A 24,309-nucleotide genomic window follows, 5' to 3' on the forward strand; every position below is an offset into this window, starting at 1 on the left:
AGTTCAAGGTGAAGTTGATTCAGCCGGTGGCGATGGAGCAGGGGCTTCGGTTTGCGATCCGTGAAGGCGGCCGGACAGTCGGTGCCGGTGTCGTCACCAAAATTCTTGACTAAATATACGCCTGATCATGACAGGGCAAAAAATCCGTATCAAGCTCAAATCCTACGATCACTCGTTGATCGATAAGAGCACGGAGAAAATTATTAAGACGGTGAAAGCGACCGGCGCTTTGGTCAGTGGACCCATTCCGCTTCCGACCAAAAAGGCGGTGTATACCGTGCTGCGAAGCCCGCATGTAAATAAGAAAAGTCGGGAGCAATTCGAGAGCCGGAGTCATAATCGTCTTATCGATATACTCTCAACGAGCACCAAGACAGTGGATGCATTGCTCAAGCTTGAGCTTCCCAGTGGTGTTGATGTAGAAATCAAGGTGTAATTGGAAGTAGCCCTTTTCGCGTGGCAATGAGTGGAATGATTGGTAAAAAGGTTGGCATGACCAGCATCTTTGATGCAGCGGGAAATAATATTCCCTGCACCGTCATTGAAGCTGGCCCAAACCACGTCGTGCAGGTCAAACGGCACGATGGACAGGACGGGTATGATGCCGTCCAACTCGGATTTGGCGCCCGTAAAGAACGACGGACAAGTAAAGCATTGAATGGCCATTTTCAGGCGGCAGGGGTTTCCCCTCAGCGTGTACTCAAGGAGTTTGAGTGGGCTGGTGATATGCCGGAGGTCGGAGATGAGGTTCGTGTAGAGAATATTTTTGTGGAGGGGGAGATGATTGATGTTGCGGGATTGAGTAAGGGGAAAGGGTTTCAGGGTGTTGTTCGGCGTCATGGTTTTCACGGGGTGAACGACCGGACCCACGGACAGCATAACCGCGAACGTGCACCTGGATCTATCGGTGCTTCCAGTGATCCCTCGAGGGTGATCAAGGGAATGCGTATGGCAGGTCAAATGGGAAACGCGCGTGTCACGGTCAAAAACCTCGATGTGACCCGCATTATCCCTGAACATAATCTGTTGTTGGTTCGTGGTGCGGTTCCAGGACCGGTCGATGGAGTGGTAGAACTATTTAAACAAGGCTGATCGGAAGCATGAAGTTGGACGTTTATCAGCATAATGGATCGCCTGCAGGTCGGAAGATTGCCCTCGACGCGGCAGTTTTTGGTATAGACCCAAATGATCATGTTCTGTGGTTAGATGTGCGCAGAACTCAAGCTGCAGCGCGCCAGGGTACCCATAAAACCAAAGAACGTGGAGAGGTCAAAGGATCAACCCGCAAGCTTTACCGCCAGAAAGGTACCGGGATGGCACGTGCCGGGAATGCGGCTTCTCCGCTACGAAGAGGTGGAGGGAGAATTTTTGGTCCGCGGCCACATCGGTACAATGTGCGGCTCAGTAAGAAAGTACGTCGCAATGCCAGATGCTCCGCACTCACCTACAAGGCTCGCGAAGACGCGATCCGTGTGGTGGATCCTCTGAACTATGAATCCCCCAACACGCGTGCACTGCTCACTCTTCTGGGGAATCTGGAACTGGAGGGGCAGCCGGTACTGATCGTGACGGCTTCCAATCGCCCTGAACTATTTCGCTCTAGCAGAAATTTGGACCGCGTTGTGGTACGTGAAGCTCGTAACGTAAGCACCGAGGATATTCTCCGCGCCCGGATATTGGTGTGTGAGGAGGATGCCCTCGCGGTATGGAGCAATCTTTGGGCCTCAACGCTAAGCAACTGATTGCCATGAGTCGACAAGTATTGATCCGGCCTTTGGTTACCGAGAAACTCTCCGCACAGATGGAAGAGGGACACTACGCGTTTATCGTAGATTCGAAGGCCAATAAAATCGAAATCAAGCAGGCCGTACGGGAGAGATTTCCAGCGGTCAAGATCAAGGAAGTACGTACGATCAATGTGCGCGGCAAGTATCGCCGCCAGATGACGCGTCAGGGGGTCAGACTCGGACGAACCGCCAGCTATAAAAAGGCGATTGTGACGCTGATGCCGGACAGTGAGCAGATTGACTTCTTCGAGAGCATATAGGACGATGGCGATTCGAAAACTTAATCCGGTTACTCCTGGGCAGCGTCAGCGCTCGGTGTCTGCTTTTGATCAGATTACCGACAGCACGCCGAAAAAGAAGCTTTTACGCCCAGTCAAACGCCGTGGCGGCCGTAACTCTACCGGGCGTATCATGGTACGCCATCAGGGAGGACGGCATAAGCGACGCTACCGGGTGATTGATTTCCGGCGCAACAAGGATGACATCCCTGCCCGCGTCGCAAGCATCCAGTATGATCCAAATCGGTCAGCGAGGATTGCATTGCTGGTCTATGCAGATGGCGACAAGCGTTATGTCATTGCACCGGATAAACTTGCAGTGGACCAGCAGGTCCAAAATGGTCCTGATGCACCGCCGGAGATTGGTAATTGTCTGCCATTGGGAAGGATCCCTTTGGGGACTTTCGTGCATGCAATTGAGATGAAGCCTGGTAAAGGTGCTCAGCTTGCACGTTCTGCGGGTACATTTGCCCAGATGACCGCCCGCGAGGGCAAGTATGTTACGCTGAAACTGCCCAGCGGAGAAGTTCGTCGAATTCTTGCTGAGTGCAGGGCAACGATCGGCACAACCAGTAACCCGGATCACATGAATATTGATTTGGGCAAAGCCGGTCGCCGACGCTGGATGGGGGTTCGGCCCAAGGTCAGGGGAGTTGCCATGAACCCGGTTGATCATCCGATGGGCGGTGGAGAAGGAAAGGCGAGTGGAGGACATCCGCGCTCTCCTTCGGGGGTTCCGGCCAAAGGATACAAGACCCGTAAGCGTAAGTCCGCTTCAGACAAGTACATCGTGCGTCGACGTGACGCCAAACGCAGATAACCATGGCGCGATCTCTCAAGAAAGGACCTTTTGTTCACCATAAGCTTCAACGTAAGGTGGACCAGCTGAATCAGACGGATAAGAAAAAGGTAGTGAAAACCTGGAGTCGTGCATCTATGATTACCCCGGATTTTGTGGGGCATACATTCGCGGTTCACAATGGGAGACAGTTTATTCCGGTTTACGTGACCGAAAATATGGTGGGACACCGCCTGGGTGAATTTTCCCCGACGAGAAATTTCCGTGGTCACGCCGGGTCCAAAAAAGACAGACGGGGGAGCTAATTGACCATGGAGGCACGCGCAATACGTAAATATATTCCCAGTTCGCCACGTAAGATGCGGCGCATTGTCAATGTGGTTCGGGGCCAATCGGTTCCTGAGGCGCTGAATATACTGCATTTTCTGCCGCATGCTGCGACCAGGCCTGTATCTCTGGCCATCCGGTCAGCGGTACATAATCTCATGGATAAAAATCCAGACGAGAGGTTCGACGAGAATGATCTTTTCGTGAAGGAAATCAGGGTGGATGAAGGCCCTGTACTTAAACGGATTCGACCCGCCGCTCGTGGTCGGGCACACCCGATCCGCAAGCGTATGAGCCATCTAACCGTAACTGTTCAAGCCGAAATCTAGTAGCTCTTAATCAATGGGTCAGAAAACACATCCAGTTGGCTTTCGTCTCGGCACCATCCGAGGCTGGGATTCGAACTGGTATGCCAGAAAGAAAGATATTGCTGCCAAGCTCTTTGAAGACGAAGAACTGCGCCGCTATCTCACGGCTCGGCTAAAGCGTGCCGGTCTCAGTCGTGTTGTGATTGAACGTACACCGAAGCGGATCATCTTCACGCTCCACACCAGCCGGCCAGGTGTCGTTATCGGCCGAGGAGGCCAAGAAGTCGAAAAATTGCGTGAGGAGCTCAAGCGGATCACGACCAAGGAGATCCAGATCAATATCAATGAGATCAAACGGCCAGAATTGGACGCCAGTCTGGTTGCGCAAAATGTGGCACAACAGCTTGAAGGACGGATTTCCTTCCGGCGTGCTATGAAGCAGGCACTCCAGGGGGCGATGCGTATGGGAGCACAGGGGATTCGGATTAAAGTGAGCGGGCGGCTTGGCGGTGCCGAAATGGGACGGGTTGAACAGTATCTGGAGGGGCGTGTGCCGCTGCATACGATTCGTGCTGATATTGATTACGCAGAGGCGACCGCGTATTCGATTTATGGAACCACGGGAGTGAAAGTATGGGTTTACCGTGGTGAAATACTTGGGCGACCAGATCTTAGTCCGAACGTGCAGGCCCAGCGCCAGCAATTGCGTCAAATGCAGACGGGAGGACGTGGCAGTGAAAGCAGTAAGGCTCGGGATCGCCGCCGCGGGAGCCGTGGGGGTCGTGGAGCCCGTGCAGGTCGTCAAGGCGGTGGACGTAGAGGTGGGAATCGACAATAGTTATCCAAGGTAAAGAGAGACACGAACCATGTTGATGCCAAAGCGGACGAAGTACCGCAAGCAACAAAAAGGCAGGATCAAAGGGAATGCAACACGCGGTGCACGTGTGAATTTTGGGGATTTTGCGATCAAAGCTCTTGAGCCAGGACGGATTTCCAGTCGACAGATTGAAGCCGCGAGAATTGCAATGACTCGACGGATGAAACGTGTGGGGAAGGTCTATATTCGAATTTTTCCCGACAAGCCGATCACCAGCAAGCCCGCAGAGGTTCGGATGGGGAAAGGCAAGGGTGCCATCGATCATTGGGCAGCGCCTGTTCATCCCGGTCGGATCCTGTTCGAGATTGGTGGAGGAGTCCCCCTCGAGCTTGCAAAGGAATCCATGCGGTTGGCTCAGCAAAAATTGCCAATCAAAACCAAGTTTGTTGTGCGGCCTGACTATGTGGAGAATTAGATGACCATGAAAGCAACTGAAGTACGAGCCCTCAGCATCGAGGAGGTGCAGGAGCGGATTCGTGAAGAAGAAGAGCAATTGGCCGAATTAAAATTCAGACATGCCATTGCACAATTGGAGAACCCGATGCTGCTTAGAGAAAAACGTCACTTTCTAGCACGCATGAAAACAATTCTTAAGGAGCAGGCTGCCGAGGATAAACATGAGTGATGTAAAAAGATCTTCCCGGAAAGAGCGTACCGGGATTGTTCTTAGTGACAAGATGAACAAGACGATCGTGGTCGGTATTCAGCGCCAGGTTCGACATCCGATTTACGGAAAGTTTATCAAGAAAACCGGACGCCTGTTCGCACATGACGAGCAGGAACAGGCTCGCGAGGGTGATACGGTGCGAATCAACGAAGTCAGACCATTGAGTAAGAAGAAGCGATGGCGTCTGTTGGAAATTGTGGAACGTGCGAAATAAGCCAATCCGATGATACAACAAGAGTCCAGATTAGCCGTAGCGGACAATAGCGGTGCAAAAGAAGTGCTGTGTATCCGTGTTTTGGGAGGAAGCGGCCGGCGTTATGCACGGATCGGAGATCGTATTGTGGTCTCCGTGAAGTCTGCGATTCCTGGTGGCGATGTCAAAAAGGGGGATGTATCCAGAGCCGTTGTCGTGCGGACACGCAAAGAATTACGTCGTACGGATGGGTCTTATATCCGATTTGACGAAAACGCAGCGGTTCTGCTGAATGCTCAGGGAGAGCCCAGAGGTACTAGAATTTTTGGACCGGTGGCACGGGAATTACGCGAAAAACAGTATATGCGTATTGTTTCCCTGGCTCCAGAGGTGATTTAGAGAATTATGGGTCAATCACGACGAAAAACGAAGAAACCCCATGTCAAAAAAGGAGACATGGTCATGTTGACAAAGTCGATCACGGCTTCCAAGGGAAGTCCTGACCGGGATCAGGGATACGTTGGAAAAGTTCTTCGCGTTTTTCCCGACGAAGGGCGTGTGATTGTAGAAGGGGTCAATCTGCGGATCCGCCATACCCGTCCCAATCAGGTCTACCCACAGGGCGGCCGTGTGCAGCGTGAAATGTCTATTCATATTTCCAATGTACAGCCCGTGGACAGCAACGGTCTGGCAACACGAATCGGACGTAAACGAATTGAAGATCCGGAAACGGGTCGGGGAGAATGGATTCGTTATGCAAAATCAACGGGAGAGGAGTTGAATTAGGGTTATGGCACAGTATGAACCGCGTTTGAAGACGCGATACAAATCAGAAATTATTGAGCAGTTGACTAAGCAGTTCTCTTACGGGAACCGGATGCAGGTTCCGCGCCTGGTCAAGATCACGGTCAATAAAGGTGTCGGTGAGGCTACCCAGAATCAAAAGCTTTTGGATGGCGCAGTGGATGAGCTCCGGCGGATCACTGGCCAGCAGCCGATTGTGCGACGTGCACGCAAGAGTGTTTCGAATTTCAAGCTTCGTGAGGGGATGCCAATCGGTGCCAGTGTCACGCTTCGCGGGGATCGTATGTGGGAATTCCTGGATCGGTTGATCACGCTGGCCTTGCCACGGGTACGGGATTTTCGTGGTGTCCCTGATGGAAGTTTCGATGGTCGGGGGAATTACTCTTTGGGAATCAAGGAGCAAATTATTTTCCCTGAAATCAATGTGGATCAAATCGAGCGCATATCGGGTCTTGGACTTACGTTTGTGACAAGTGCATCCTCGGATGAAGAAGCTTTTGCGCTTCTCAGGGAGCTGGGGATGCCATTTGTACGTCGACAGAGCGCAGCCGCCTGAGATAACGAAAGAAAACAGAGTACATGGCAAAAAAGAGTGTTATAGCCCGACAGAAGAAGCGCGAGCGGATGGTTGCGCAATATGCTGACCGCAGAGCGGAGCTGCGAGCCAAAGGCGATTATGAGGGCCTGCAGATGCTTCCGCGTGATGCAAGTCCATCAAGATTGCGCAATCGGTGTCAACTGACGGGGCGTTCACGCGGGTATATCAGGGTGTATGGTCTGTCAAGAATTGCATTCCGTGACATGGCCCGGGCCGGGAAAATTCCGGGAATTCGTAAATCAAGTTGGTGAGCAAATGGGGGTTATTACAGATCCGGTTGGAGACTACCTTGCCAGACTGCGGAATGCGCAGATGGCAGGACATAGGTACACAGACGTTCCGGCATCCCGGATTAAGCGGGCGATTACTCAGATCTTGAAAGACAAAGGGTACATTACGCGGTTTTTGAACGTTGATGATGAAGGTCAGGGGCGTTTGCGCATTTATCTCAAGTATGATCGCCATGGGAGTGGCGCGATCCGATCAATGAAGCGGATATCCAAGCCAGGTTTGAGAGTATATGCGAAAGCAGATAAGTTGCCTCGAGTTGAGAACGGACTTGGCGTTGCCATCTTGTCTACTTCACAGGGGGTGATGACCGATAAAGAAGCCGAGCGCATTCATGTAGGTGGTGAAGTGCTCGCACATGTGTTTTAAGATGTCAAGGATTGGAAAACAAAGTATTGCAGTCAGCGAAGGGGTCAAAGTCAGTATCTCCAAAGGGAATGAGGTGACGGTAACGGGCCCCAAAGGAACACTGCAGCTCCAGGTTTCGCCTGAGTTGACTTTATCGCAGGACGCAAATATGCTCAAGGTTGAACGACCGACGGACCAGAAACGCCATCGCGCCATGCATGGTCTGTACCGTTCGCTCCTTTCGAACATGGTTCAGGGAGTCACGGAAGGATTCCAGAAGGAGTTGGAGATTATTGGAGTGGGAACGCGTGCAGAAGTGAAGCAAGGAGTACTGGAATTGGCAGTTGGGTACTCTCATCCCATTTACTTTGTACCCCCTGAGGGGGTGAACATTACCGCTGAGGGGGGTGGACGTGGACGAAATCCTAAGGTGATGGTATCCGGAATTGACAAGCAGGCAGTTGGGCAGGTTGCTGCCAAAATCCGTTCCCTGCGACCACCGGAGCCCTATAAGGGTAAGGGGATTCGCTATGTGAATGAGTATGTTCGAAGAAAAGCCGGGAAAACAGCTTCTACTAAGTAGTTGATCAGCAGATATGGCCACCAGCAAGTTCAAATCAGCTAAAGCAGTACGGAGGTTCCGTACCAAGCGTAGTATTCGTCGTAAAGTACATGGGACGGCAGAGCGTCCTAGGTTGACCGTGTTTCGGAGCAATCGCAATATTTATGCGCAATTGGTTGATGATGATACACGTCAGACACTCGTTGCTGCATCCACACTCGACCAGGGACATGAGGCCGACTCCCCAGTAAATGCAGGCTCGGTCGTGGGGGAGCGGCTTGCTACACGTGCGGCGGAGCACGGAATCCGCAAAGTCGTGTTTGACCGGAACGGTTATAGGTATCACGGGCGTGTCCGTTCGTTGGCTGAAGGTGCCCGTAAGGGTGGATTAGAGTTTTAATTTGAAAAGTATAGGACGCAATGCAAAGAACGCAAAATCAGCAGCGCAACCGCAGTGAATCCACGGATCAGACGGAATGGATTGATCGTTTGGTCAAAGTGAAACGTGTGGCCAAGGTGGTCAAGGGTGGACGCCGTTTTTCATTTAATGCGGTGGTCGTCGTTGGTGATGGCCGGGGCCATGTAGGTACGGGGCTTGGTAAGGCAAATGAAGTTGCGGACGCAATCAAGAAGGGGACGGAAGATGCAAAAAAACGCCTAATCTCTGTTCCGGTGACCAAGACAGGTACGATCCCCCATCAGGTGATTGGCAAGAAAGATGCAGGACGCGTGTTGTTGAAGCCTGCATCTCCGGGGACGGGCGTGATCGCAGGTGGCGGAGTCCGTGCAGTCCTTGAGTGTGTGGGGATCACCAACGTACTGTCCAAGTCGCTTGGCACCAGTAATCCGCATAATCAAGTTGCGGCGACCATGAATGCACTCAAGAGCTTGGAGCATCCCCTGGAAGTGGCACGTCGCCGTGGAATTCCCCTGAACCGCGTCTTTGAAGGATAAGATGATGTCACTCAAAATTACTCAGTCACGGAGTTTGATCGGTTCATCGGGGCGTCAGCGCCGGACGATGAAAGCTTTAGGATTGCGTCGCCTGCATCACACGGTGACGCATCATGATACTCCAGTTATTCGGGGTATGGTGCGCAGTGTATCTCATCTGGTCAAGGTCGAAGAAATCACTGCTCAAGAGCAGGAAACGGAATAGACACATGAATTTAGGAACGCTAAAACCCGCGAAGGGCTCGACAAGACGTAATAAGCGACTTGGCCGAGGGGTCGGATCCGGCAAGGGAGGGCACAGTTCGTCACGAGGGAATAAGGGGCAAAAAAGCCGCACCGGCAATCATCGGATGCCGGCTTGGTTTGAAGGCGGCCAAATGCCGCTTCAGCGTCGGGTTCCCAAGTTTGGATTCAAAAATCCTAATCGGGTATCCTATAACGTATTGAATCTCGGCCAGCTAGGTTCGCTGGTTGAAGCCGGGAGGCTGAGCGCAGACAAACCGATTACGCCAGATTCATTAGTAGGAGCGGGTTTAGTCCGCAAGAATGATCGAATTAAGATCCTCGGAGGTGGTGAACTGACCGTTGCCTTAAACATTGAGGTTCACGCTTTCAGTAAGTCAGCAGAAGAAAAAATTCAGGCAGCGGGTGGATCAATCCAGCAACTGTCAGCCAACTAACTCAGTCGAGAGAACTCTGAATGGCGGGAATTGCCGATAGCTTACGCAGTATTTGGAAGATTGATGAGTTGCGCAAGCGGATCATTTACACCCTTGGGATCCTAATCGTTTATCGGGTTGGGGCATACGTATCTCTGCCCGGCATTGATGCTGCAGAACTCACAAGTGCATTTGCACAGGGAGATCCAAACAATCTCTTTGGATTTTTCAATCTTTTTGTAGGGGGTGCTTTCCTTCAAGCGGGTGTATTCGCATTGGGGATTATGCCGTACATCACGGCCTCCATCATTATCCAGCTTCTCGGTGCGGCAGTGCCGTATTTCCAGAAACTTCAACGTGAAGGAGAGGAAGGGCGCCGAAAGATAACGCAGTTGACGCGTTATGGTACGGCGGGCATTACCATGCTGCAGTCGATTGGTTACAGCTTGTTCCTTTGGGGAACGGTTCCATCTGCAATTGTGATTTCTCAGGGATTTTTCATGGTAACAACCGTGATTGTCCTGACGGCGGGTACCATGTTTGTCATGTGGCTTGGGGAGCGGATCACCGAAAGCGGGATCGGTAATGGAATTTCACTGATCATTACAGTCGGGATTATTGCATTTTTGCCTCAGGCATTCATCAATGAAGTGCGTCAATCGGCAAACATTTTCCTTGTCCTTTTTGAAGTAGGTGTCCTAGTGGTTGTGACTGCATTTGTGGTTCTGATGACGCAGGGTACCCGGCGGATTCCAGTGCAGTATGCGAAGCGTGTAGTTGGGCGTAAGGTCTATGGAGGAAGCACTCAATACTTACCTGTACGCGTCAATGCAGCAGGCGTGATGCCCATTATTTTTGCACAGTCCATCATGTTCGTGCCGGGCACTATCGCGCAGTTTGCACCAAATAACGAACTGATGCAGCGTTTCGGGGCACTCTTCTTGGACTTCACCAGTTGGGGATACTCCATCATTTTCTTTTTCGTGTGTGTATTCTTTACCTATTTCTACACTGCGATTGCGGTCAATCCGAAGGAAATGGCCGATACAATGAAACGTCAGGGAGGATTTATTCCCGGAATCCGGCCAGGTAAGCAGACCAGTGAATTTATTGATGCCATCCTCACGCGTGTCACGCTTCCTGGGTCACTGTTTATTGGGTTTGCAGCGATTCTCCCGGCATTTGCGGTACAACTTGGTTTGACGGAGACACAGCAGTTTGCCCAGTTCTTTGGCGGGACGAGCCTGCTAATTATGGTTGGCGTGACACTGGATACGTTAAAACAGGTGGAGAGTCATCTTTTGATGCGTCATTATGATGGGTTTATGAAAAGCGGCCGTATTCGAGGGAGGACTCGATGAGTATGCTGAAAACCCCTCATGAGATTGCTCTGCTTCGCGAGTGTGCGGATTTGGTCTCAAAAACGTTGGCGGAGGTTGCCGGGTATGTATCTCCAGGGCAGGAAACCCAGGTACTTGATCGGGTTGCTGAAGATTTTATTCGAAGCCATGGTGCGGAGCCTGCATTTAAAGGGTATCGTATGGGCTCACTTCCCCCGTTCCCTTCCGCGCTCTGCATATCAGTGAATGATGTGGTAGTCCACGGATTCCCGGGCAGCTATACCCTCTGTGAGGGAGACCTGGTGTCCATTGATTGCGGCGTACATCTGAACGGTTATTTTGGTGATAGTGCATATACGTTTGGGGTTGGAGATCTGGATCTAGACAAAACCCGGCTCTGCACTGCAACGCACGAGGCTTTAATGCTGGGAATTGCAGCAGCGACTCCCCATGCGACAATTGGAGATATTGGCTCCACGGTTCAGCGTCATTGTCAGGCGCAGGACCTGGGGGTGGTGCGGGAGCTGGTTGGCCATGGGATTGGAAGCAAATTGCATGAGTCTCCACAGATCCCCAATTTTGGCAGGCCAAACAAAGGACGCCGCCTTAGAACGGGGATGACGCTGTGCATAGAACCGATGATAAACCTTGGAACGTCTGAAATCACTGTAGATTCAGATGGCTGGACGGTCCGATCCGCTGATGGCACCGCTTCGGCGCATTACGAGCACATGATCTGTATTCGTACAGACACCCCGGAGGTACTTACGACTTTTGAATACATTGAGGAGGTTATTCCTGCTCCCTACGAGAGAACACAAACATTAACGTATGGCTAAACAGAAACCAATTGAACTTGACGGCGAAGTTACCGACGCCTTACCGAACGCCCAGTTCAGGGTGCGTCTTGAAAATGGACACTCGATCCTTGGATTGCTTGCCGGGAAGATGCGAATGTATCACATCAAAATCCTTCCTGGTGATCGGGTAAAGGTCGAAATTTCACCTTTTGACCTTTCAAAAGGCCGGATTGTGTATCGCTACAAATAGGAACCCATAAGGCTTGTGGTGCGTACCAATAAACTTTGCTTGAAAAATTAGCCATTTACACACTTCAGAGATGAAAGTGCGAGCGAGTATCAAGAAGCGGAGTGCGGATGACAAGATTGTCAGACGCAAGGGCCGCCTTTATATCATTAATAAAAAGAACCCGAAGCACAAGCAGCGGCAGGGATAGGATTATATGCCTCGAATAGCTGGAGTTGATGTGCCGCCGAATAAGCGCGGTGAGATTGCACTTTCGTCCATTTTTGGTGTGGGACGCTCTCGTGCACAGGAAATTCTGGAACGGGTTGGGCTGGATCCCAATGCTCGTCCAGAGAACTGGACAGAAGAACAGACCAAAAAAGTCCGCCGCCTGATCGAAGATCATTATATCGTTGAGGGACAGCTTCGATCTGAGATCCAGATGAGTGTGAAGCGGCTCATGGATATTGGCTGTTATCGCGGTTTACGGCATCGACGTGGCCTACCAGTGCGTGGTCAGCGAACGCAAACGAATGCAAGGACACGTAAGGGACGCAAGAAGACCGTTGCCGGGAAAAAGAAAGCACCACGCAAATAGTTACAGAATAAATAAATGGCAAAAAAGCAGGGGCGTAAGGGTCCAGGTCGTTCTGGGAAGAAAAGGGTGGTGGTTGAATCAAACGGCATGGTATTTATCCGGGCGACATTCAATAACGTGATTGTCACCATTACGGATCAGTATGGGAATTGTATTTCCTGGTCTTCTTCGGGCAAGGAGGGATTCAAGGGAAGTCGCAAGAGTACCCCTTATGCGGCGCAGGTTGCGTCCACGACTGCAGCGACAGAGGCGGTCAATCTGGGATTAAAGCGTGTAGATGTATTTGTCAAGGGGCCTGGCTCTGGACGTGAATCCGCCATTCGTGCCCTGAACACTTCGGGATTGGATATTACATCGATTCGTGATGTGACGCCGATTCCGCACAACGGTTGTCGTCCGCCTAAGCGTCGGCGTGTCTGACTTCTTTATCACCGATTCGAGTAAAAAACAATCATGGCCCGTTACAGAGGACCAAAACAGAAGATTGCACGGCGGTTTAATGAACCGCTTTTTGGTCCCAGTAAATCACTGGAGCGCAAGCCGAATCCGCCAGGACAGCATGGCCAGAAACGGCGTCGTCGTGAAAGTGAGTATGCTGTTCAGCTGAAAGAAAAGCAGAAAGCAAAACATATTTATGGGGTTCTGGAGCGGCAGTTCAAGAACCTGTTTGAAAAGGCTGCCCGCAAGAAGGGGGTGACCGGTGAAAATTTGCTCCGGTTTCTGGAGGCACGTCTGGACAATACGGTCTTCAGATTCGGGTTTGGTTCAACCCGGCGGCAGGCACGGCAGATGGTCACACATGGGCATATCCTGGTCAATGGCCAGGTTGTGGATATTCCCTCCTATCAGCTACGCCCGGGAGATATTGTCTCGGTGCGACCGAGGAGTCGACAAAACCCCATATTTATTGAAAATGTAAAAAAGAACCGCCGCGTGTTTTCGTGGCTGGAAACGGATCGGAGGGTACTGAGCGGGAAGTTCCTAGATTTCCCTGAGCGCTCCGATATACCGGAGAATATTCGGGAACAGTTGATCGTGGAGCTTTACTCTAAGTAATCAACTGTGATTTTTTGAACTCAATTGTTGAATATGAGCAGACACAGAATTCAAATGCCGGCAGGGGTTCTGACGGAAGAGGTGACCCCTACTTTTACCCGGTTTGTAATTCAACCTCTTGAACGTGGGTTTGGCCAGACGATCGGCAACTCTCTCAGGCGGGTTCTACTTTCCTCGCTTCAGGGGACAGTAATCACTGCGGTGAAAATTGATGGGGTGCAACACGAATTCTCGACAATTCAGGGAGTTGCTGAGGATGTATCCGATATCATCTTGAACCTCAAGGGGGTCCGTTTCAGGCCAATGGATTTTGCGAGTGGATTGATCAATCTAAAGATCAAGGGGCCCGGTGCTTGGACGGCCCAGGATATTGGTGAAGCCACGAATGACTACCAGGTGTTGAACCCGGACCATCATATTGCTACACTCTCTGAAGGGGTGGATTTTGGTGTCGAACTTCGGGTAGAGACAGGTCGTCGATATGTCCCGGCCAACGAGAACAAGCGGGACACGGACCCAATAGGGGTAATTGCCCTAGATGCAGTCTATACTCCGATCAAGAGTGTTCGCGTTACTGTAAAGCCCACTCGTGTGGGGCAACGTGTAGATTATGAGCGGTTGGAGTTGGAAGTGGCTACCGATGGTTCGATTATCCCACAGAATGCTTTGAAGGAGGCTTCCAGCATCCTGAAGGATCATATTAATCCATTTATAGATATGGATTATGTTGAGGTGCCGACCATTGAATCGTCGAGAATAGATTTCGATATTCTACAGATCCAAGAGCAGCTTGAATTGAGTGTCGATACCCTTCCATTGTCCGTTCGTGCAAAGAATTGTCTGAAGGCTGCCAACATCGAAACGATCAGAGATTTGGTCAGTCACGATGAGGCGAACATGCTGAAGTTCCGAAATTTTGGAAATAAGTCTCTGAAAGAGCTTTCAGCTTTGCTTGCAGAACTTGGCCTGAGTTTCGATATGGACCTTTCACGGATTGCTCCTGGACCGGCTGCTTCCTAGTCAGTTACCAAAATGAGACACGCCAAGAAGGGATACAAGCTCAGTCGGACTGCCTCGCACCGCAAGGCAACTTTGGCGGCACTTTCCGTAGCGCTGATTCGACATAAACGGATCACGACAACCCTGACGAAAGCCAAGGCGCTGCGCATTTACGTTGAGCCACTGATTACCCGGGCTCGTGTAGATACAACGCATCATCGCCGGGAGGTCTTTCGGCATCTGATGGACAAGGCTGCGGTGACAGAACTCTTTGACGAGATTTCTGAGAAGGTAGGTGATCGGCCAGGTGGTTACACTCGGGTCCTTCGGTTGGGACAGCGTCAAGGGGATGCTGCAGAGATGGCCGTGATTGAACTGGTAGACTATAATGACTCGGTTGCCGAGACCCGCAGCACACGCCGCCGTCGTACACGTCGGGGAAGTCGTCGTAGAAGCTCGACTCCTCGGCAGGTAGAAGTTGCTGATGCAGCAACGATTCCCTCGTCTGTGGAGGAAGAAGATGTACTCGAGGTGGAGGAAGTCGCACCGGAGGTGGAAGATGTGCCGGCAGAAGATGCTGCTCCCGAGGTAGAAGATGTATCCTCAGAAGATAATGCCCCCGAGGTAGAGGATGTGTCCGCAGAGGATACCGCGCCGGAAGCAGAAGATGTATCAGTAGAGGATACTGCACAGGAGGCAGGAGATGCATCGGCAGAAGACGTTACCCCTGAGACAGAAGACGCATCTACGGAGGTAGAGGATGATGCTAAGAACTCTGCCGAGTCCAAGTCGGATAAATCGGCAACGGGTGGAAAGGAGAGTACGCCATCGTAGGAGCTGTGCTTACCGTACATTGGTGGAAAAATCATCAACCCGCTCGGAAATTGATCCCAGCGGGTTTTTTTGCGTTTGCACTATAATTGCAACACAAGTGGGTAGATCGTGCTGCCAAGATGTTGGAAACGTCGGGAATTCTTCAGGAACGTGATATAACCATTGCAGAGCCATATGGGCAGCAATTGGATGACCTGATTGCGGACTGCCATCAGTATCTCCCGGTTGTTGATGAGGTTATGATTCGGCGGGCCTTTAAGCTCAGTTACTGGGCCCACAGAAATGACATACGTGCATCTGGTGAACTCTACATCTCACACCCACTCGCAGTTGCCCGTATTGTCGCGCGGGAAATTCGACTGGATGACACGAGTGTTGGTGCCGCGCTCCTGCATGATGTGGTGGAGGATACGGACCTAACTATTGAAATTCTGAAGGCAGAGTTCGGCGAACAGATGGCTCTGCTGATTGATGGGCTGACTAAAATTCGTGGTATCTATGCGAACCGCGCTCTAGGGCAGGCTGAGAACGTTCGTAAGCTCATCCTGTCTATGGCTCAGGATGTGCGTGTGATCTTTGTAAAGTTCGCCGACCGCCTGCACAACATGAAGACGATTGAGTCGCTTCCTCCGGCGAAGCAGCTCAAGATTGCTACAGAAACATTAAGTCTGTTTGCACCCTTGGCACACCGTTTTGGGTTGCAGCGCATCAAAAGCGAATTGGAGGACTTGGCCCTTAAAGTCCTTGAGCCAGAGGCATATTCTGCAATCGTTTCCGGGCTCAAGAGTAGCAGGCAGCAGCGGGAGGCGCACATCCGCAGTTTCATTGAACCACTCAGTACCGGCCTTCGTCAGCAAGGGTTTGATTTTGAAGTCAGGGGGCGATCCAAGAACTTGTATTCGATTTTCCGAAAAATGCAGGCCCAGAATAAACCGCTGCAGGAAATTTATGATGTGTTTGCAATTCGGATCGTGTTGAAAACTGGTGGGGGAAAGGGGAAAGAAGATTGCTGGCGGGTGTACTCCATTGTAACAGATCTATATAAACCAATACCTGAGCGCTTTAGGGATTTTATTTCTGTACCCAAATCGAATGGGTATCAGAGCCTGCACACGACGGTGCTGGATTCGGATGGACGTCGAATAGAGGTTCAGATTCGAACACAGGAAATGCACGAAATCGCTGAGCGTGGTGTGGCTGCACACTGGAAGTACAAGGAGGGAGTGGATGGAATGGATGCAAAGATGGACCAATTCCTCACCTGGGTTCATGATCTTATGGAGAACCCAGATGCGGAGCAGGCAACTGAATTTGTCCAAGAGTTCAGTCTAGATCTGTATACAGACGAGATTTATGTGTTCACTCCGAGAGGAGACCTAAAAGCCCTCCCCAAGGGGGCAACACCAGTAGATTTTGCATTCCAGATTCATACTGACATTGGGTTCCATTGTATTGGTGCCAAAGTTGACGGCAAAATGGTACCATTATCGCACAAACTCAGGAGTGGTGATCAGGTTGAGATTATTACGTCGAAGAAAATTACGGCGAACCCGGGATGGATCAAGTTTGTGGTCACACACAAAGCGAGAAGTCGCATTCGCCATCGCATTAATGAGGAACGTCGGGAAGCGGTGCGATATGGGCGGCAACTTTGGGAGAAAAAAGCGAAGCGTGCAAGGATTTCGTTAACGGAAGATGAACTGATACAGCTGGCCGATCAATTTAATTATTCGACGTCAGCACAGATGTTTTATGAGATTTCTTCCGGTCTTTTGGATGTACAGGATCTCATCCAGTATCTACGAACGGGAGATTCACCTGACCTTGATGAAGAGATTGAAGCTTCGCCGGAACCCTCCGTTTCCTTTCTCGAACATGTGCAGGACCACGGTGCTGAGGCACTTCTCATCAACGGAGAACGCATTCGAGGCTTAGCAACGGTGTATGCTTCGTGCTGTAACCCGATTCCAGGTGACTCGGTCTTTGGATACACGAGTAAAGCCGGTTCTATAAACATCCATCGAACAGGTTGTCGGAATGCGGCACACTTACTGGTAAACCATCCAGATCGCATCCAATCGTGTACATGGAGTCGGCAGAAAGATGTGCGCTTTGTTGTCGGGCTTCGTGTTATTGGGGAGGATCGCGTTGGTATTCTACATGATTTGACTACGGTCATCTCCAGAAATCTGAAGACGAATATCCTGTCCATTACAGTGAAGACCGAGGACGGCTTTTTTGAGGGTACGATTATCCTTCAGGTCAGTGATCTGCAGCATCTCAAACGTCTGATTGAGCGCATCAAACGAGTTGACAATATCCGTGGTGTCTATCGTTTTGAAGAATAAGGGAATCCAAATACCTCCACGGATTGTGTCTGTCGACTACGGTACCAAGCGAGTTGGGTTATCGATGGCCGACCCGCTGCATCTGTTTGCACATCCCCTAGATACCTGTAGTCCTGAATCTTCCATAGAGAAGCTGATTTCTCTTCATAAGAGAGACACCATCCGTGTGATCGTGATTGGCTGGCCTCTAAACGAAGATGGGACGGAAGGGGAGGCCACTCGGCGTGTGGATCGGTATATCCACCAACTGTGCAGGCGTCTTCCTGATGTGGAAATCATACGCTGGGATGAGCGTTATACTTCGGAGGAAGCCAAATCGCGGTTGGCCGGCCGACATGGTAAAAAGGGTCGGAGGAGTGTTGATCAGGTTGCAGCCTGTATCATCCTGCAGGAATATCTGGAGTCAATTTCCGAAACCACTGGACTCAATTAACGTACGCACAGAAAAACCATAATTTGAATATGCGTAACCCAAGCACATTGATACTCATCGTAGTTATTCTGCTCGTAGGCTTTGCAGGCTGTGCGGGTTGTGGAACCTACAACAGTTTGATTGGCCAGGAAGAGGCAGTTGAAGAAGCCTGGGGTAACGTTCAAACCGCGTATCAGCGGAGGGCGGACCTGATTCCGAATCTCGTAAGTACGGTACAGGCTGCGGGGGATTTTGAGCAGGAAACACTGCAGGCCGTTACCGAGGCACGCGCTCGAGCGACATCCATCAATGTATCTGCAGATGATCTGCGTGATCCTGCGAGTCTGGCACAATTCCAGCAGGCACAATCCCAATTATCAGGTGCTCTGGGCAGATTGCTGGTGGTCAGCGAGAATTACCCGCAGTTACAGGCGACCGCAGGATTCCGTGATTTGCAGGTACAGTTGGAAGGGACGGAAAATCGCATCAACACCGCGCGTACACGCTACAACGGTGTCGTAAGATCCTATAATACAGCAATCCGCCAATTCCCTGCAGCCATCTTTGCCGGTATGTTCGGACATAGCCGCAGATCCTCATTTGAAGCAGAGAGTGGTGCACAAAATGCGCCTGAGGTTGATTTTGATTCGTAGGTGCAGCATCAAAAACTGGATTCTCTTTATTGTGTTGGTTGCTACTCCTCAGCAAATCCTGGCTCAGCAACAGAGGACTGTTTTGGATGATGCCGGGATCTTGACTGCACGGGAGGAAGAGCGGTTGTCCCTTGTATTACAATCATATGAGGACAGCACTTCGAATCAAATTGCGATACGTACGCTTCAATCATTAGAAGGGCAGGACATAGCCGAGTATGCAACGGAATTGGGGCAATCTCTTGGAGTTGGTCAGTCAGAAACAGATAACGGCGTCCTGATCGTTGTCAGTACGGAGGATCGCTCCGTATTCATTGCAGTTGGGTATGGTCTAGAAGGGGCCATTCCCGATGTGTTGGCCGGTCGCATTGTGCGCGATATTATTGTGCCGGATTTTCGAGAAGGTAGATACTATGCTGGTTTGGTCGGTGCAGTGGATGCAATCATGCTGGCTGCGGCAGGCGAATATACGGCCGAATCCTTACCACCTAGACGATCATCAAATCGAAGTGGTGATTGGGGAGGGACACTTCTATTTTTGATGGTTGTGGTGTTCGCAATTGTGATGTCAACTCGAAACAGAGGAGGAGGTCGTGGTCATAGGCGTCATTATGGTGATGACGGTTTGATTCCGCTCATGTTTTTGTTAGGGCATGCCAGCGGTCGCGGTGGCGGTGGATTTGGAGGAAGTGGCGGCTTTGGAGGTGGCTTCGGTGGTGGTTTTGGAGGAGGAGGGTTTGGCGGAGGAGGTGCTGGCGGAAGCTGGTAAACGTGGATCGATCCGAGAGGGGGATCACGGTTTTGGAGCTTGACTCCCAGACAATCTGAACCACATGGATCGAATAAAATTACTCTTAGAGCTCCATGAGGCGGATTCGTCGGATCCATTTACCCTGTTTGCTCTTGGATTTGAACACCAGAAACGAGAACGGTTAGAAGAAGCTCTGAAGTGGTACAGAGCCACTTTGTCGGCTGATCAAGACTATACGGGAGTCTATTATCATTTAGGGAAATTGTACGTAGAGCTCGGGCGTCTAGTGGATGCTGAACAGACGTACAAGGAGGGGATCCTGATTTGCAGTCGATTGCGAGCTCTCAAGGAGCGTGCAGAATTACAGCAGGCGCTGATGGAATTGGACAATGAGTGACGACGATTTCCGGTATGCGGACTCTGCAGAGCATGCAGGCATCAAGGGGTATTTTCAGTCCACCCGTACGGCAACCTGGGGATTCCTGATGGCATTGCCCCTTGTGATTCTCTATGAAGTGGGGATCATTTGGGTCAACATGGGTAGAGATTCACAAGTTCGCATTTCTTCCGAGGGTATACTCAAGAGTATTATTTCGAAATTTGGACTCACCCATGAGCTTGTTTTACTTGGGATAGTTCTGATTATAGGGATTGGCATCACTGTTTGGGAACGGAAAAAGAATGTGACGTTCAGTACTCGGTATCCTGGCTTGGTCATTCTGGAAAGTGCCATTTATGCAATTGGTCTGGCATTTTTTGTTTCAGGAATTACGCAACTATTGCTCTCTCCGTTGATGATTATTCAGGAGGGGGAAACCCACGGGATCGCGACGAACATCGTCCTTTCCCTCGGAGCCGGAATCTATGAGGAGTTGTTATTTCGCGTACTAATTGTAGGAGGAGCTTTTCTAGCGCTGCGGCTGTTTTTTCCGAATCAGCGAAAATTGATGTATAGCATCGCCGCAGTGATCGGCGCACTCAGCTTCAGCACTATACATCATTTTGGCGCTTATGGGGACCCTTGGGTATTGGATGTATTTCTTTTCCGCGCAATCTTTGGATTGGTTTTTAGCGTTGTCTTCCTAGCCTGAATTCCCGCGTTGATTTTTTCTTGTGAATTTCAGGGTCGTTTGGCGAACTGGACTTGGAGGGTTTTGTTGCCTAGCCAAGGGATGTTCTGTTGTAGTTCAGGATATTGAGCGGCAATGAGATAGTTGTCTTTGGCACGAGCCCTGAGGTGGACGAGGATTTTATCGTGGGTGATGGTGATTTTTCCACTGTGGCGGACCAGGTCTCGGTAGAGGGTGCGAGCCTCGGCCTTTTCATAGCCTTGGGCGACCCGGGTCCCCAAGAGTCGATAGAGCACGCTGGCCATGACGGTCAGTTGGACATCGACGTTGATGCGCATGGGAACGGCCGAGCTCAAGGCATCCATGTGAAAGAAGTCAATGGCATCGCTGATAATATTTTCGATGACCATGCGCCGGGCATAGCGATCAATGAGTTGGTTGGGCGAACGTTTCATCTGATTGGTAATGAGTACGGTTGGTTTGTCATGGCCCAAATTTTTGACGAGCAGTTGTCGCAGGGGCTTGGGGTAGGTCCGCAGGGTAATGATTTCATCGACAATACTCGGGGTTCGGTAGGCCCGACCGATGTTTGTCAGGCGGATTTTGGTCCAGGCGGATGGTTCCAGGGTATGAATTTTCTGGACCAATGCGGCGTGTCGGCGGCGCAGGGTCAGAAAGTCAATTCCCATCTGGTCCAATACGGCCAGATTTGCGTAGATGGTAAATCGGCTGTCAAAGACAAGTTCTCCGGGAAGGGTTCCGGTCCGGGCCTTCCAATCGCGGACAAATTCCAGAATGGCATCGTTCTGGGTTTCTTTTCTCAGGGTTGCATCGGCATAACAAAAGACATGTGCCTGGGCATCGCGGGCCAGCATGGTGAGGATTCCACGCTGTCGTCGGCTTCGCTTAGAGACAAAATGTTTCTGGAGCAGAGCCTGATCTCCATGGTAGGGGATGGTATGAAAGTCCAGGTCCACGGAAGCCCCGGTTCCCACGACATCGGCCAACTGTGCGGCGGCATGATACCAGCGATGCATCAGGGGCCCTGCAAAGGTCGGATCGACCTGGATGGAGTATTCGGTCAGGACCGTGCGTTTGCAAATGGCATTGAGACCGGCAAACAGAGCCAGGCCCTGGTCCAGGGTTTCGGCCATCACCTGGGAGGGGCGCCCAATGCCCGAGAGCTTCAGGGCCAAAAGCGAGCGAACCGCACAATCCGCCGGGATCATGCGGGTCCGGGGCATTCCGACCTGTTCCAGAATATCGTCCAGTCCCATTCGAGCCAGATCAAAGGCAAACAAAAACAACCCCGCAAACTCGGTGTGAAAGGATCGTTCGCTGAGATCCAGTTTGCGGCGGTCGGCCGTGACCGTTCGCGGCGTACGGGCCGCGCGGCGGGGCAGACGCGGAAGGTTTTCCTTTTGGAAAATGCCATAGATGTATCCCAGACTGGCCGGCATCTTCCGCTTCTTCAATGCATCCTGAATCTCATAGATCGTCAAGCCCTGTTCGGTTCGCAGTGCGAGAATTTGGGCGGGTCGGGGATCCGGGGGCTTGACCGCCGACAATGAGGATTCCGGTTGCGGCCAAAAGAAGAACGGAGACGGGTTTTTGCGGAAGCGGGTCAAAAGGTTTCGAAAGGACCCGGGGGTATAGCCGCCGCGCTCGGCGGCTTCTTCCACGGAACATCCTTCATGGAGATAGGCACGAAGGGCTTCGTATTGTCGCATGGGACGGAAGTCGGGCTGGGCAAAGAAGGGGGAGCGGGGTTCCATTGTCATCTATGAAGTATGAAGTAACAGCCAATATAATAAAAGCAAAATAAAGAACCAAATGACCACTCGGGTCGCGCCGGAAAGAACGACAAAACTGCGGAGTGAAGGGAAGAAATCGCCCAGGCAAGGGGCCAAGAGCGGGATGAAACGAGACACACTTCCTGGCTTCGAGAGAAGCAGGAATGATTCTATAATAGTGGTATTATGTTCTTAAGTTCACAGAAAAATATGAAAAAACGGTGCGGAACCTTCCTTCAGAAGGTTTTTCGCCAAATTGCGCCTATCTTGAACTCCCCGGAAATTCAGGCTAGTACGGGGATTTGCTGTCGTTGCCTGGACACATGCGATCTATGATGTCATGATATTTACAGGTTTTTTCTCGTTATTTGGGGAATCTTGAGCAAAATCACGTCTTGATTTTTTTCACACCAGCAATCAGCCGATCCACTTCATCGATATTGGTGTAGCAGGAAATTCCTGCCCGGATCAGTCCTTCAATCCCTAGTTTTTCAACAGCAGTAGATGCGTAGAAATCACCATGCGAGAGAAAGAGGCCGTAATGACTTAGTTGTCTGCAGGCCTCTTCGGAGGTAAACCCTTGAACGGTAAAGCCCAAGGTAGGCGTACGGGGTTGTGATGGCAATGGTCCATAACGAGTGACACCACTGATATCCCCCAATGCTTCCCATAAGTGTTTGAAGAGCAGCTGGCTACGCTCATGAAGCTCGTAATAGGTAGACTCAAGTGCTGCACGCCGAGATTGGCTAGGAGTCAGAGATGCAAGAAAGTCAACCGCCGCAGCGGATCCGGTAATCCCCTCGTGGCTTAAGGTGCCGGTTTCCATGCGCTCTGGAGCATCCGAGTCCGCTGGCTTGAGGCGTGGGACATCCAGACGTTCAAGCAGTTCGTGACGGCCATAAAATACTCCTGCATGGGGGCCATAAAACTTGTAAGGGGAGCAAGCAAAGAAGTCGCATCCAAGATCTTGCATATCACACAAAACGTGTGAAGCATAATGCACCCCATCCACATACGAAAGAATCTGGGATTCACGTGCTATTTTGGTGATTGATTTTATATCATTAATTGTGCCGAGAGCATTTGATGCACCTCCCACTGCAATCAACCGGGTACGTTCAGAAACCAAGCTTTGGAGATGATCTAGATCCAGTCGTCCAGTATCAGGATTGAATTTTGTAGAGCGTATGACAAATCCGTGCTCCCGGGCGAGGTCTTTCCAAGGGTCAATGTTTGCATGATGGTCAAGATCAGTGATGAGTATTTCGTCTCCACACTGCCAGGATCGTCCCAAAGCGCGTGCAACATGAAACGTTATCGTGGTCATATTTTGACCAAACACAATTTCTGTAGGTCGGCAGTGGAGGAAGTCGGCAAAGGCTTCACGGGCACGACTTAGAATCTCGTCTGTTTCGGTGCTTGAAGGATATGCCCAATGTGTGTTCGCATTGTGGTGGAGCAAATAATCTACGACGGCAGCGGCCACCACCGTGGGCACCTGTGTCCCTCCCGGCCCATCGAAATAGGCTACCCGATAGCCATTATGCTCACGTTGCAGCGCGGGAAAGAATCGGCGGATTGCCTCTGTCGTAATCGTTGCTTGATGCATGATTAGCCATTGAATGGAATTATTCTCTGATTACACAGAATGTGATGAATACATGCGATTTGTTTTAATCTTGATTGACAACCTCGAGCACACACTTGACATTTTTCTCGGAAATGTTTATCCTGCCGGAGTCTCTAAGAAATTTCGACCCATCAAAATGTGTAATCCCAATCTTCTTTATTTGTAAGGCCGAACTTCTTGCAAAACTCCTTTCCAGCCTGCAAATATGCCATTGGTACTTCCAGAGCAATATTTGCTTCCACGCAAGGGGTTTTTGCAAAATGTTCGGCTGTGTTGAAAATCGGGGGGGGGGGCGAGGATTTCTTGGGCGTATATCCGCTGTTCTCGTAGTGTTTGCCGGAGTGCTCTTT

39 protein-coding genes are annotated in these 24,309 nt (G+C 50.9%); 37 read left to right on the top strand and 2 right to left on the bottom strand.

Annotation, left to right across the window (positions count from 1 at the left end):
- The 37 genes from F4Y64_05755 to F4Y64_05935 form a co-directional block, all read left to right on the top strand.
- On the top strand, positions 1-113 hold a 113-nt coding region (locus F4Y64_05755), incomplete at its 5' end, for a hypothetical protein (GenBank protein ID MXX97102.1).
- A gap of 14 nt (positions 114-127) precedes the next feature.
- Positions 128-436: a 30S ribosomal protein S10 gene (gene rpsJ, locus F4Y64_05760; protein MXX97103.1), complete on the top strand. Its 309-nt coding sequence runs from the start codon at positions 128-130 to the stop codon at positions 434-436.
- A gap of 26 nt (positions 437-462) precedes the next feature.
- Positions 463-1,092 carry a 50S ribosomal protein L3 gene (locus tag F4Y64_05765; protein ID MXX97104.1) on the top strand — a complete coding sequence of 210 codons (630 nt, stop codon included), beginning with the start codon at positions 463-465 and terminating at the stop codon, positions 1,090-1,092.
- A gap of 8 nt (positions 1,093-1,100) precedes the next feature.
- Entirely contained in the window at positions 1,101-1,742 is a 642-nt protein-coding gene (gene rplD / locus F4Y64_05770; GenBank protein MXX97105.1) for a 50S ribosomal protein L4, read from the top strand.
- A 5-nt stretch (positions 1,743-1,747) separates the two neighbouring features.
- Complete coding sequence (locus tag F4Y64_05775) at positions 1,748-2,047, top strand: 50S ribosomal protein L23 (protein ID MXX97106.1); 300 nt, start codon at positions 1,748-1,750, stop codon at positions 2,045-2,047.
- 4 nt (positions 2,048-2,051) lie between these two features.
- Positions 2,052-2,885, top strand: a complete 834-nt coding sequence (gene rplB / locus F4Y64_05780) for a 50S ribosomal protein L2 (GenBank protein ID MXX97107.1) — start codon at positions 2,052-2,054, stop codon at positions 2,883-2,885.
- A 2-nt stretch (positions 2,886-2,887) separates the two neighbouring features.
- The gene (rpsS, locus tag F4Y64_05785; GenBank protein ID MXX97108.1) at positions 2,888-3,169 is read left to right on the top strand and encodes a 30S ribosomal protein S19; all 282 of its coding nucleotides are present in this window, start codon (positions 2,888-2,890) and stop codon (positions 3,167-3,169) included.
- Between the two features lie 6 nt (positions 3,170-3,175).
- Positions 3,176-3,520: a 50S ribosomal protein L22 gene (locus F4Y64_05790; GenBank protein MXX97109.1), complete on the top strand. Its 345-nt coding sequence runs from the start codon at positions 3,176-3,178 to the stop codon at positions 3,518-3,520.
- Positions 3,521-3,533: 13 nt separating this feature from the next.
- On the top strand, positions 3,534-4,337 hold the full coding sequence (gene rpsC / locus F4Y64_05795) for a 30S ribosomal protein S3 (GenBank protein ID MXX97110.1): 804 nt from the start codon (positions 3,534-3,536) through the stop codon (positions 4,335-4,337).
- Positions 4,338-4,365: 28 nt separating this feature from the next.
- The gene (rplP, locus tag F4Y64_05800; protein MXX97111.1) at positions 4,366-4,791 is read left to right on the top strand and encodes a 50S ribosomal protein L16; all 426 of its coding nucleotides are present in this window, start codon (positions 4,366-4,368) and stop codon (positions 4,789-4,791) included.
- 6 nt (positions 4,792-4,797) lie between these two features.
- Positions 4,798-5,001, top strand: coding sequence for a 50S ribosomal protein L29 (locus F4Y64_05805; GenBank protein ID MXX97112.1), 204 nt, complete (start codon positions 4,798-4,800; stop codon positions 4,999-5,001).
- A complete protein-coding gene (gene rpsQ, locus F4Y64_05810) occupies positions 4,994-5,257 on the top strand; it encodes a 30S ribosomal protein S17 (GenBank protein MXX97113.1) in 264 nt (87 codons plus the stop codon). The genes F4Y64_05805 and rpsQ overlap by 8 nt, the downstream gene beginning before the upstream one ends.
- A gap of 9 nt (positions 5,258-5,266) precedes the next feature.
- Positions 5,267-5,635: a 50S ribosomal protein L14 gene (gene rplN, locus F4Y64_05815; GenBank protein MXX97114.1), complete on the top strand. Its 369-nt coding sequence runs from the start codon at positions 5,267-5,269 to the stop codon at positions 5,633-5,635.
- Positions 5,636-5,641: 6 nt separating this feature from the next.
- The gene (gene rplX, locus F4Y64_05820; protein ID MXX97115.1) at positions 5,642-6,022 is read left to right on the top strand and encodes a 50S ribosomal protein L24; all 381 of its coding nucleotides are present in this window, start codon (positions 5,642-5,644) and stop codon (positions 6,020-6,022) included.
- A 4-nt stretch (positions 6,023-6,026) separates the two neighbouring features.
- Positions 6,027-6,596: a 50S ribosomal protein L5 gene (gene rplE / locus F4Y64_05825; GenBank protein ID MXX97116.1), complete on the top strand. Its 570-nt coding sequence runs from the start codon at positions 6,027-6,029 to the stop codon at positions 6,594-6,596.
- A 23-nt stretch (positions 6,597-6,619) separates the two neighbouring features.
- Positions 6,620-6,889 (top strand): 30S ribosomal protein S14, encoded by a 270-nt coding sequence (gene rpsN / locus F4Y64_05830; protein ID MXX97117.1) that lies wholly within the window; start codon positions 6,620-6,622, stop codon positions 6,887-6,889.
- A gap of 4 nt (positions 6,890-6,893) precedes the next feature.
- Positions 6,894-7,295 (top strand): 30S ribosomal protein S8, encoded by a 402-nt coding sequence (gene rpsH / locus F4Y64_05835; protein ID MXX97118.1) that lies wholly within the window; start codon positions 6,894-6,896, stop codon positions 7,293-7,295.
- A gap of 1 nt (position 7,296) precedes the next feature.
- A complete protein-coding gene (locus F4Y64_05840; protein MXX97119.1) occupies positions 7,297-7,857 on the top strand; it encodes a 50S ribosomal protein L6 in 561 nt (186 codons plus the stop codon).
- A 13-nt stretch (positions 7,858-7,870) separates the two neighbouring features.
- A complete protein-coding gene (locus F4Y64_05845) occupies positions 7,871-8,236 on the top strand; it encodes a 50S ribosomal protein L18 (GenBank protein MXX97120.1) in 366 nt (121 codons plus the stop codon).
- A gap of 20 nt (positions 8,237-8,256) precedes the next feature.
- The gene (locus F4Y64_05850) at positions 8,257-8,790 is read left to right on the top strand and encodes a 30S ribosomal protein S5 (protein MXX97121.1); all 534 of its coding nucleotides are present in this window, start codon (positions 8,257-8,259) and stop codon (positions 8,788-8,790) included.
- A gap of 4 nt (positions 8,791-8,794) precedes the next feature.
- Entirely contained in the window at positions 8,795-8,995 is a 201-nt protein-coding gene (rpmD, locus tag F4Y64_05855) for a 50S ribosomal protein L30 (protein MXX97122.1), read from the top strand.
- A 4-nt stretch (positions 8,996-8,999) separates the two neighbouring features.
- On the top strand, positions 9,000-9,470 hold the full coding sequence (locus tag F4Y64_05860) for a 50S ribosomal protein L15 (GenBank protein MXX97123.1): 471 nt from the start codon (positions 9,000-9,002) through the stop codon (positions 9,468-9,470).
- Between the two features lie 20 nt (positions 9,471-9,490).
- Positions 9,491-10,810: a preprotein translocase subunit SecY gene (gene secY / locus F4Y64_05865; protein MXX97124.1), complete on the top strand. Its 1,320-nt coding sequence runs from the start codon at positions 9,491-9,493 to the stop codon at positions 10,808-10,810.
- On the top strand, positions 10,807-11,628 hold the full coding sequence (gene map / locus F4Y64_05870) for a type I methionyl aminopeptidase (GenBank protein ID MXX97125.1): 822 nt from the start codon (positions 10,807-10,809) through the stop codon (positions 11,626-11,628). The genes secY and map overlap by 4 nt, the downstream gene beginning before the upstream one ends.
- Positions 11,621-11,839 carry a translation initiation factor IF-1 gene (gene infA, locus F4Y64_05875; protein ID MXX97126.1) on the top strand — a complete coding sequence of 73 codons (219 nt, stop codon included), beginning with the start codon at positions 11,621-11,623 and terminating at the stop codon, positions 11,837-11,839. The genes map and infA overlap by 8 nt, the downstream gene beginning before the upstream one ends.
- 70 nt (positions 11,840-11,909) lie before the next feature.
- Positions 11,910-12,026 carry a 50S ribosomal protein L36 gene (locus F4Y64_05880; GenBank protein ID MXX97127.1) on the top strand — a complete coding sequence of 39 codons (117 nt, stop codon included), beginning with the start codon at positions 11,910-11,912 and terminating at the stop codon, positions 12,024-12,026.
- 6 nt (positions 12,027-12,032) lie between these two features.
- Entirely contained in the window at positions 12,033-12,413 is a 381-nt protein-coding gene (gene rpsM, locus F4Y64_05885) for a 30S ribosomal protein S13 (protein MXX97128.1), read from the top strand.
- Positions 12,414-12,428: 15 nt separating this feature from the next.
- Positions 12,429-12,833, top strand: coding sequence for a 30S ribosomal protein S11 (rpsK, locus tag F4Y64_05890; protein MXX97129.1), 405 nt, complete (start codon positions 12,429-12,431; stop codon positions 12,831-12,833).
- Positions 12,834-12,866: 33 nt separating this feature from the next.
- On the top strand, positions 12,867-13,469 hold the full coding sequence (rpsD, locus tag F4Y64_05895; GenBank protein MXX97130.1) for a 30S ribosomal protein S4: 603 nt from the start codon (positions 12,867-12,869) through the stop codon (positions 13,467-13,469).
- A 33-nt stretch (positions 13,470-13,502) separates the two neighbouring features.
- Positions 13,503-14,489: a DNA-directed RNA polymerase subunit alpha gene (locus tag F4Y64_05900; protein ID MXX97131.1), complete on the top strand. Its 987-nt coding sequence runs from the start codon at positions 13,503-13,505 to the stop codon at positions 14,487-14,489.
- 12 nt (positions 14,490-14,501) lie between these two features.
- Complete coding sequence (locus F4Y64_05905; GenBank protein MXX97132.1) at positions 14,502-15,302, top strand: 50S ribosomal protein L17; 801 nt, start codon at positions 14,502-14,504, stop codon at positions 15,300-15,302.
- A gap of 119 nt (positions 15,303-15,421) precedes the next feature.
- A complete protein-coding gene (locus F4Y64_05910) occupies positions 15,422-17,650 on the top strand; it encodes a bifunctional (p)ppGpp synthetase/guanosine-3',5'-bis(diphosphate) 3'-pyrophosphohydrolase (protein MXX97133.1) in 2,229 nt (742 codons plus the stop codon).
- A gap of 10 nt (positions 17,651-17,660) precedes the next feature.
- Entirely contained in the window at positions 17,661-18,083 is a 423-nt protein-coding gene (gene ruvX, locus F4Y64_05915) for a Holliday junction resolvase RuvX (protein ID MXX97134.1), read from the top strand.
- 29 nt (positions 18,084-18,112) lie between these two features.
- Positions 18,113-18,715 (top strand): LemA family protein, encoded by a 603-nt coding sequence (locus F4Y64_05920; GenBank protein ID MXX97135.1) that lies wholly within the window; start codon positions 18,113-18,115, stop codon positions 18,713-18,715.
- Positions 18,687-19,484, top strand: a complete 798-nt coding sequence (locus F4Y64_05925) for a TPM domain-containing protein (GenBank protein ID MXX97136.1) — start codon at positions 18,687-18,689, stop codon at positions 19,482-19,484. Before F4Y64_05920 ends, F4Y64_05925 begins: the two co-directional genes overlap by 29 nt.
- Before the next feature lie 64 nt (positions 19,485-19,548).
- Entirely contained in the window at positions 19,549-19,863 is a 315-nt protein-coding gene (locus tag F4Y64_05930; GenBank protein MXX97137.1) for a tetratricopeptide repeat protein, read from the top strand.
- A complete protein-coding gene (locus F4Y64_05935; protein ID MXX97138.1) occupies positions 19,856-20,557 on the top strand; it encodes a hypothetical protein in 702 nt (233 codons plus the stop codon). The genes F4Y64_05930 and F4Y64_05935 overlap by 8 nt, the downstream gene beginning before the upstream one ends.
- 29 nt (positions 20,558-20,586) lie before the next feature.
- On the opposite strand, the gene F4Y64_05940 is transcribed toward F4Y64_05935, so the two are convergent.
- Together F4Y64_05940 and F4Y64_05945 are read right to left on the bottom strand one after the other, a co-directional pair.
- Positions 20,587-22,317 carry a transposase gene (locus F4Y64_05940; GenBank protein MXX97139.1) on the bottom strand — a complete coding sequence of 577 codons (1,731 nt, stop codon included), beginning with the start codon at positions 22,315-22,317 and terminating at the stop codon, positions 20,587-20,589.
- 400 nt (positions 22,318-22,717) lie between these two features.
- The gene (locus F4Y64_05945; GenBank protein ID MXX97140.1) at positions 22,718-23,938 is read right to left on the bottom strand and encodes a cysteine desulfurase-like protein; all 1,221 of its coding nucleotides are present in this window, start codon (positions 23,936-23,938) and stop codon (positions 22,718-22,720) included.
- Between the last annotated feature and the right edge of the window lie 371 nt (positions 23,939-24,309).

The organism is Rhodothermaceae bacterium (genome assembly GCA_009838195.1).
In the GTDB taxonomy this organism is placed as follows: domain Bacteria; phylum Bacteroidota; class Rhodothermia; order Rhodothermales; family Bin80; genus Bin80.

Excerpts from the sequence above, each read along its gene's own strand:
- F4Y64_05860 (MXX97123.1), top strand. The coding sequence starts at position 9,000 with ATGAATTTAGGAACGCTAAAACCCGCGAAGGGCTCGACAAGACGTAAT.
- F4Y64_05920 (MXX97135.1), top strand. The coding sequence starts at position 18,113 with ATGCGTAACCCAAGCACATTGATACTCATCGTAGTTATTCTGCTCGTA.
- F4Y64_05775 (MXX97106.1), top strand. The coding sequence starts at position 1,748 with ATGAGTCGACAAGTATTGATCCGGCCTTTGGTTACCGAGAAACTCTCC.
- F4Y64_05850 (MXX97121.1), top strand. The coding sequence starts at position 8,257 with ATGCAAAGAACGCAAAATCAGCAGCGCAACCGCAGTGAATCCACGGAT.
- F4Y64_05935 (MXX97138.1), top strand. The coding sequence starts at position 19,856 with ATGAGTGACGACGATTTCCGGTATGCGGACTCTGCAGAGCATGCAGGC.
- rpsJ (MXX97103.1), top strand. The coding sequence starts at position 128 with ATGACAGGGCAAAAAATCCGTATCAAGCTCAAATCCTACGATCACTCG.
- F4Y64_05805 (MXX97112.1), top strand. The coding sequence starts at position 4,798 with ATGAAAGCAACTGAAGTACGAGCCCTCAGCATCGAGGAGGTGCAGGAG.
- rpsQ (MXX97113.1), top strand. The coding sequence starts at position 4,994 with ATGAGTGATGTAAAAAGATCTTCCCGGAAAGAGCGTACCGGGATTGTT.
- rpsS (MXX97108.1), top strand. The coding sequence starts at position 2,888 with ATGGCGCGATCTCTCAAGAAAGGACCTTTTGTTCACCATAAGCTTCAA.
- map (MXX97125.1), top strand. The coding sequence starts at position 10,807 with ATGAGTATGCTGAAAACCCCTCATGAGATTGCTCTGCTTCGCGAGTGT.
- F4Y64_05940 (MXX97139.1), bottom strand. The coding sequence starts at position 22,317 with ATGACAATGGAACCCCGCTCCCCCTTCTTTGCCCAGCCCGACTTCCGT.
- rpsK (MXX97129.1), top strand. The coding sequence starts at position 12,429 with ATGGCAAAAAAGCAGGGGCGTAAGGGTCCAGGTCGTTCTGGGAAGAAA.
- rpmD (MXX97122.1), top strand. The coding sequence starts at position 8,795 with ATGTCACTCAAAATTACTCAGTCACGGAGTTTGATCGGTTCATCGGGG.
- rpsN (MXX97117.1), top strand. The coding sequence starts at position 6,620 with ATGGCAAAAAAGAGTGTTATAGCCCGACAGAAGAAGCGCGAGCGGATG.
- rplX (MXX97115.1), top strand. The coding sequence starts at position 5,642 with ATGGGTCAATCACGACGAAAAACGAAGAAACCCCATGTCAAAAAAGGA.
- F4Y64_05900 (MXX97131.1), top strand. The coding sequence starts at position 13,503 with ATGAGCAGACACAGAATTCAAATGCCGGCAGGGGTTCTGACGGAAGAG.
- rplB (MXX97107.1), top strand. The coding sequence starts at position 2,052 with ATGGCGATTCGAAAACTTAATCCGGTTACTCCTGGGCAGCGTCAGCGC.
- F4Y64_05840 (MXX97119.1), top strand. The coding sequence starts at position 7,297 with ATGTCAAGGATTGGAAAACAAAGTATTGCAGTCAGCGAAGGGGTCAAA.
- F4Y64_05790 (MXX97109.1), top strand. The coding sequence starts at position 3,176 with ATGGAGGCACGCGCAATACGTAAATATATTCCCAGTTCGCCACGTAAG.
- F4Y64_05845 (MXX97120.1), top strand. The coding sequence starts at position 7,871 with ATGGCCACCAGCAAGTTCAAATCAGCTAAAGCAGTACGGAGGTTCCGT.
- F4Y64_05880 (MXX97127.1), top strand. The coding sequence starts at position 11,910 with ATGAAAGTGCGAGCGAGTATCAAGAAGCGGAGTGCGGATGACAAGATT.
- rplE (MXX97116.1), top strand. The coding sequence starts at position 6,027 with ATGGCACAGTATGAACCGCGTTTGAAGACGCGATACAAATCAGAAATT.
- F4Y64_05930 (MXX97137.1), top strand. The coding sequence starts at position 19,549 with ATGGATCGAATAAAATTACTCTTAGAGCTCCATGAGGCGGATTCGTCG.
- rpsD (MXX97130.1), top strand. The coding sequence starts at position 12,867 with ATGGCCCGTTACAGAGGACCAAAACAGAAGATTGCACGGCGGTTTAAT.
- F4Y64_05905 (MXX97132.1), top strand. The coding sequence starts at position 14,502 with ATGAGACACGCCAAGAAGGGATACAAGCTCAGTCGGACTGCCTCGCAC.
- rplN (MXX97114.1), top strand. The coding sequence starts at position 5,267 with ATGATACAACAAGAGTCCAGATTAGCCGTAGCGGACAATAGCGGTGCA.
- F4Y64_05945 (MXX97140.1), bottom strand. The coding sequence starts at position 23,938 with ATGCATCAAGCAACGATTACGACAGAGGCAATCCGCCGATTCTTTCCC.
- F4Y64_05910 (MXX97133.1), top strand. The coding sequence starts at position 15,422 with ATGTTGGAAACGTCGGGAATTCTTCAGGAACGTGATATAACCATTGCA.
- rplD (MXX97105.1), top strand. The coding sequence starts at position 1,101 with ATGAAGTTGGACGTTTATCAGCATAATGGATCGCCTGCAGGTCGGAAG.
- rplP (MXX97111.1), top strand. The coding sequence starts at position 4,366 with ATGTTGATGCCAAAGCGGACGAAGTACCGCAAGCAACAAAAAGGCAGG.
- F4Y64_05765 (MXX97104.1), top strand. The coding sequence starts at position 463 with ATGAGTGGAATGATTGGTAAAAAGGTTGGCATGACCAGCATCTTTGAT.
- rpsC (MXX97110.1), top strand. The coding sequence starts at position 3,534 with ATGGGTCAGAAAACACATCCAGTTGGCTTTCGTCTCGGCACCATCCGA.
- F4Y64_05925 (MXX97136.1), top strand. The coding sequence starts at position 18,687 with ATGCGCCTGAGGTTGATTTTGATTCGTAGGTGCAGCATCAAAAACTGG.
- rpsH (MXX97118.1), top strand. The coding sequence starts at position 6,894 with ATGGGGGTTATTACAGATCCGGTTGGAGACTACCTTGCCAGACTGCGG.
- infA (MXX97126.1), top strand. The coding sequence starts at position 11,621 with ATGGCTAAACAGAAACCAATTGAACTTGACGGCGAAGTTACCGACGCC.
- secY (MXX97124.1), top strand. The coding sequence starts at position 9,491 with ATGGCGGGAATTGCCGATAGCTTACGCAGTATTTGGAAGATTGATGAG.
- rpsM (MXX97128.1), top strand. The coding sequence starts at position 12,033 with ATGCCTCGAATAGCTGGAGTTGATGTGCCGCCGAATAAGCGCGGTGAG.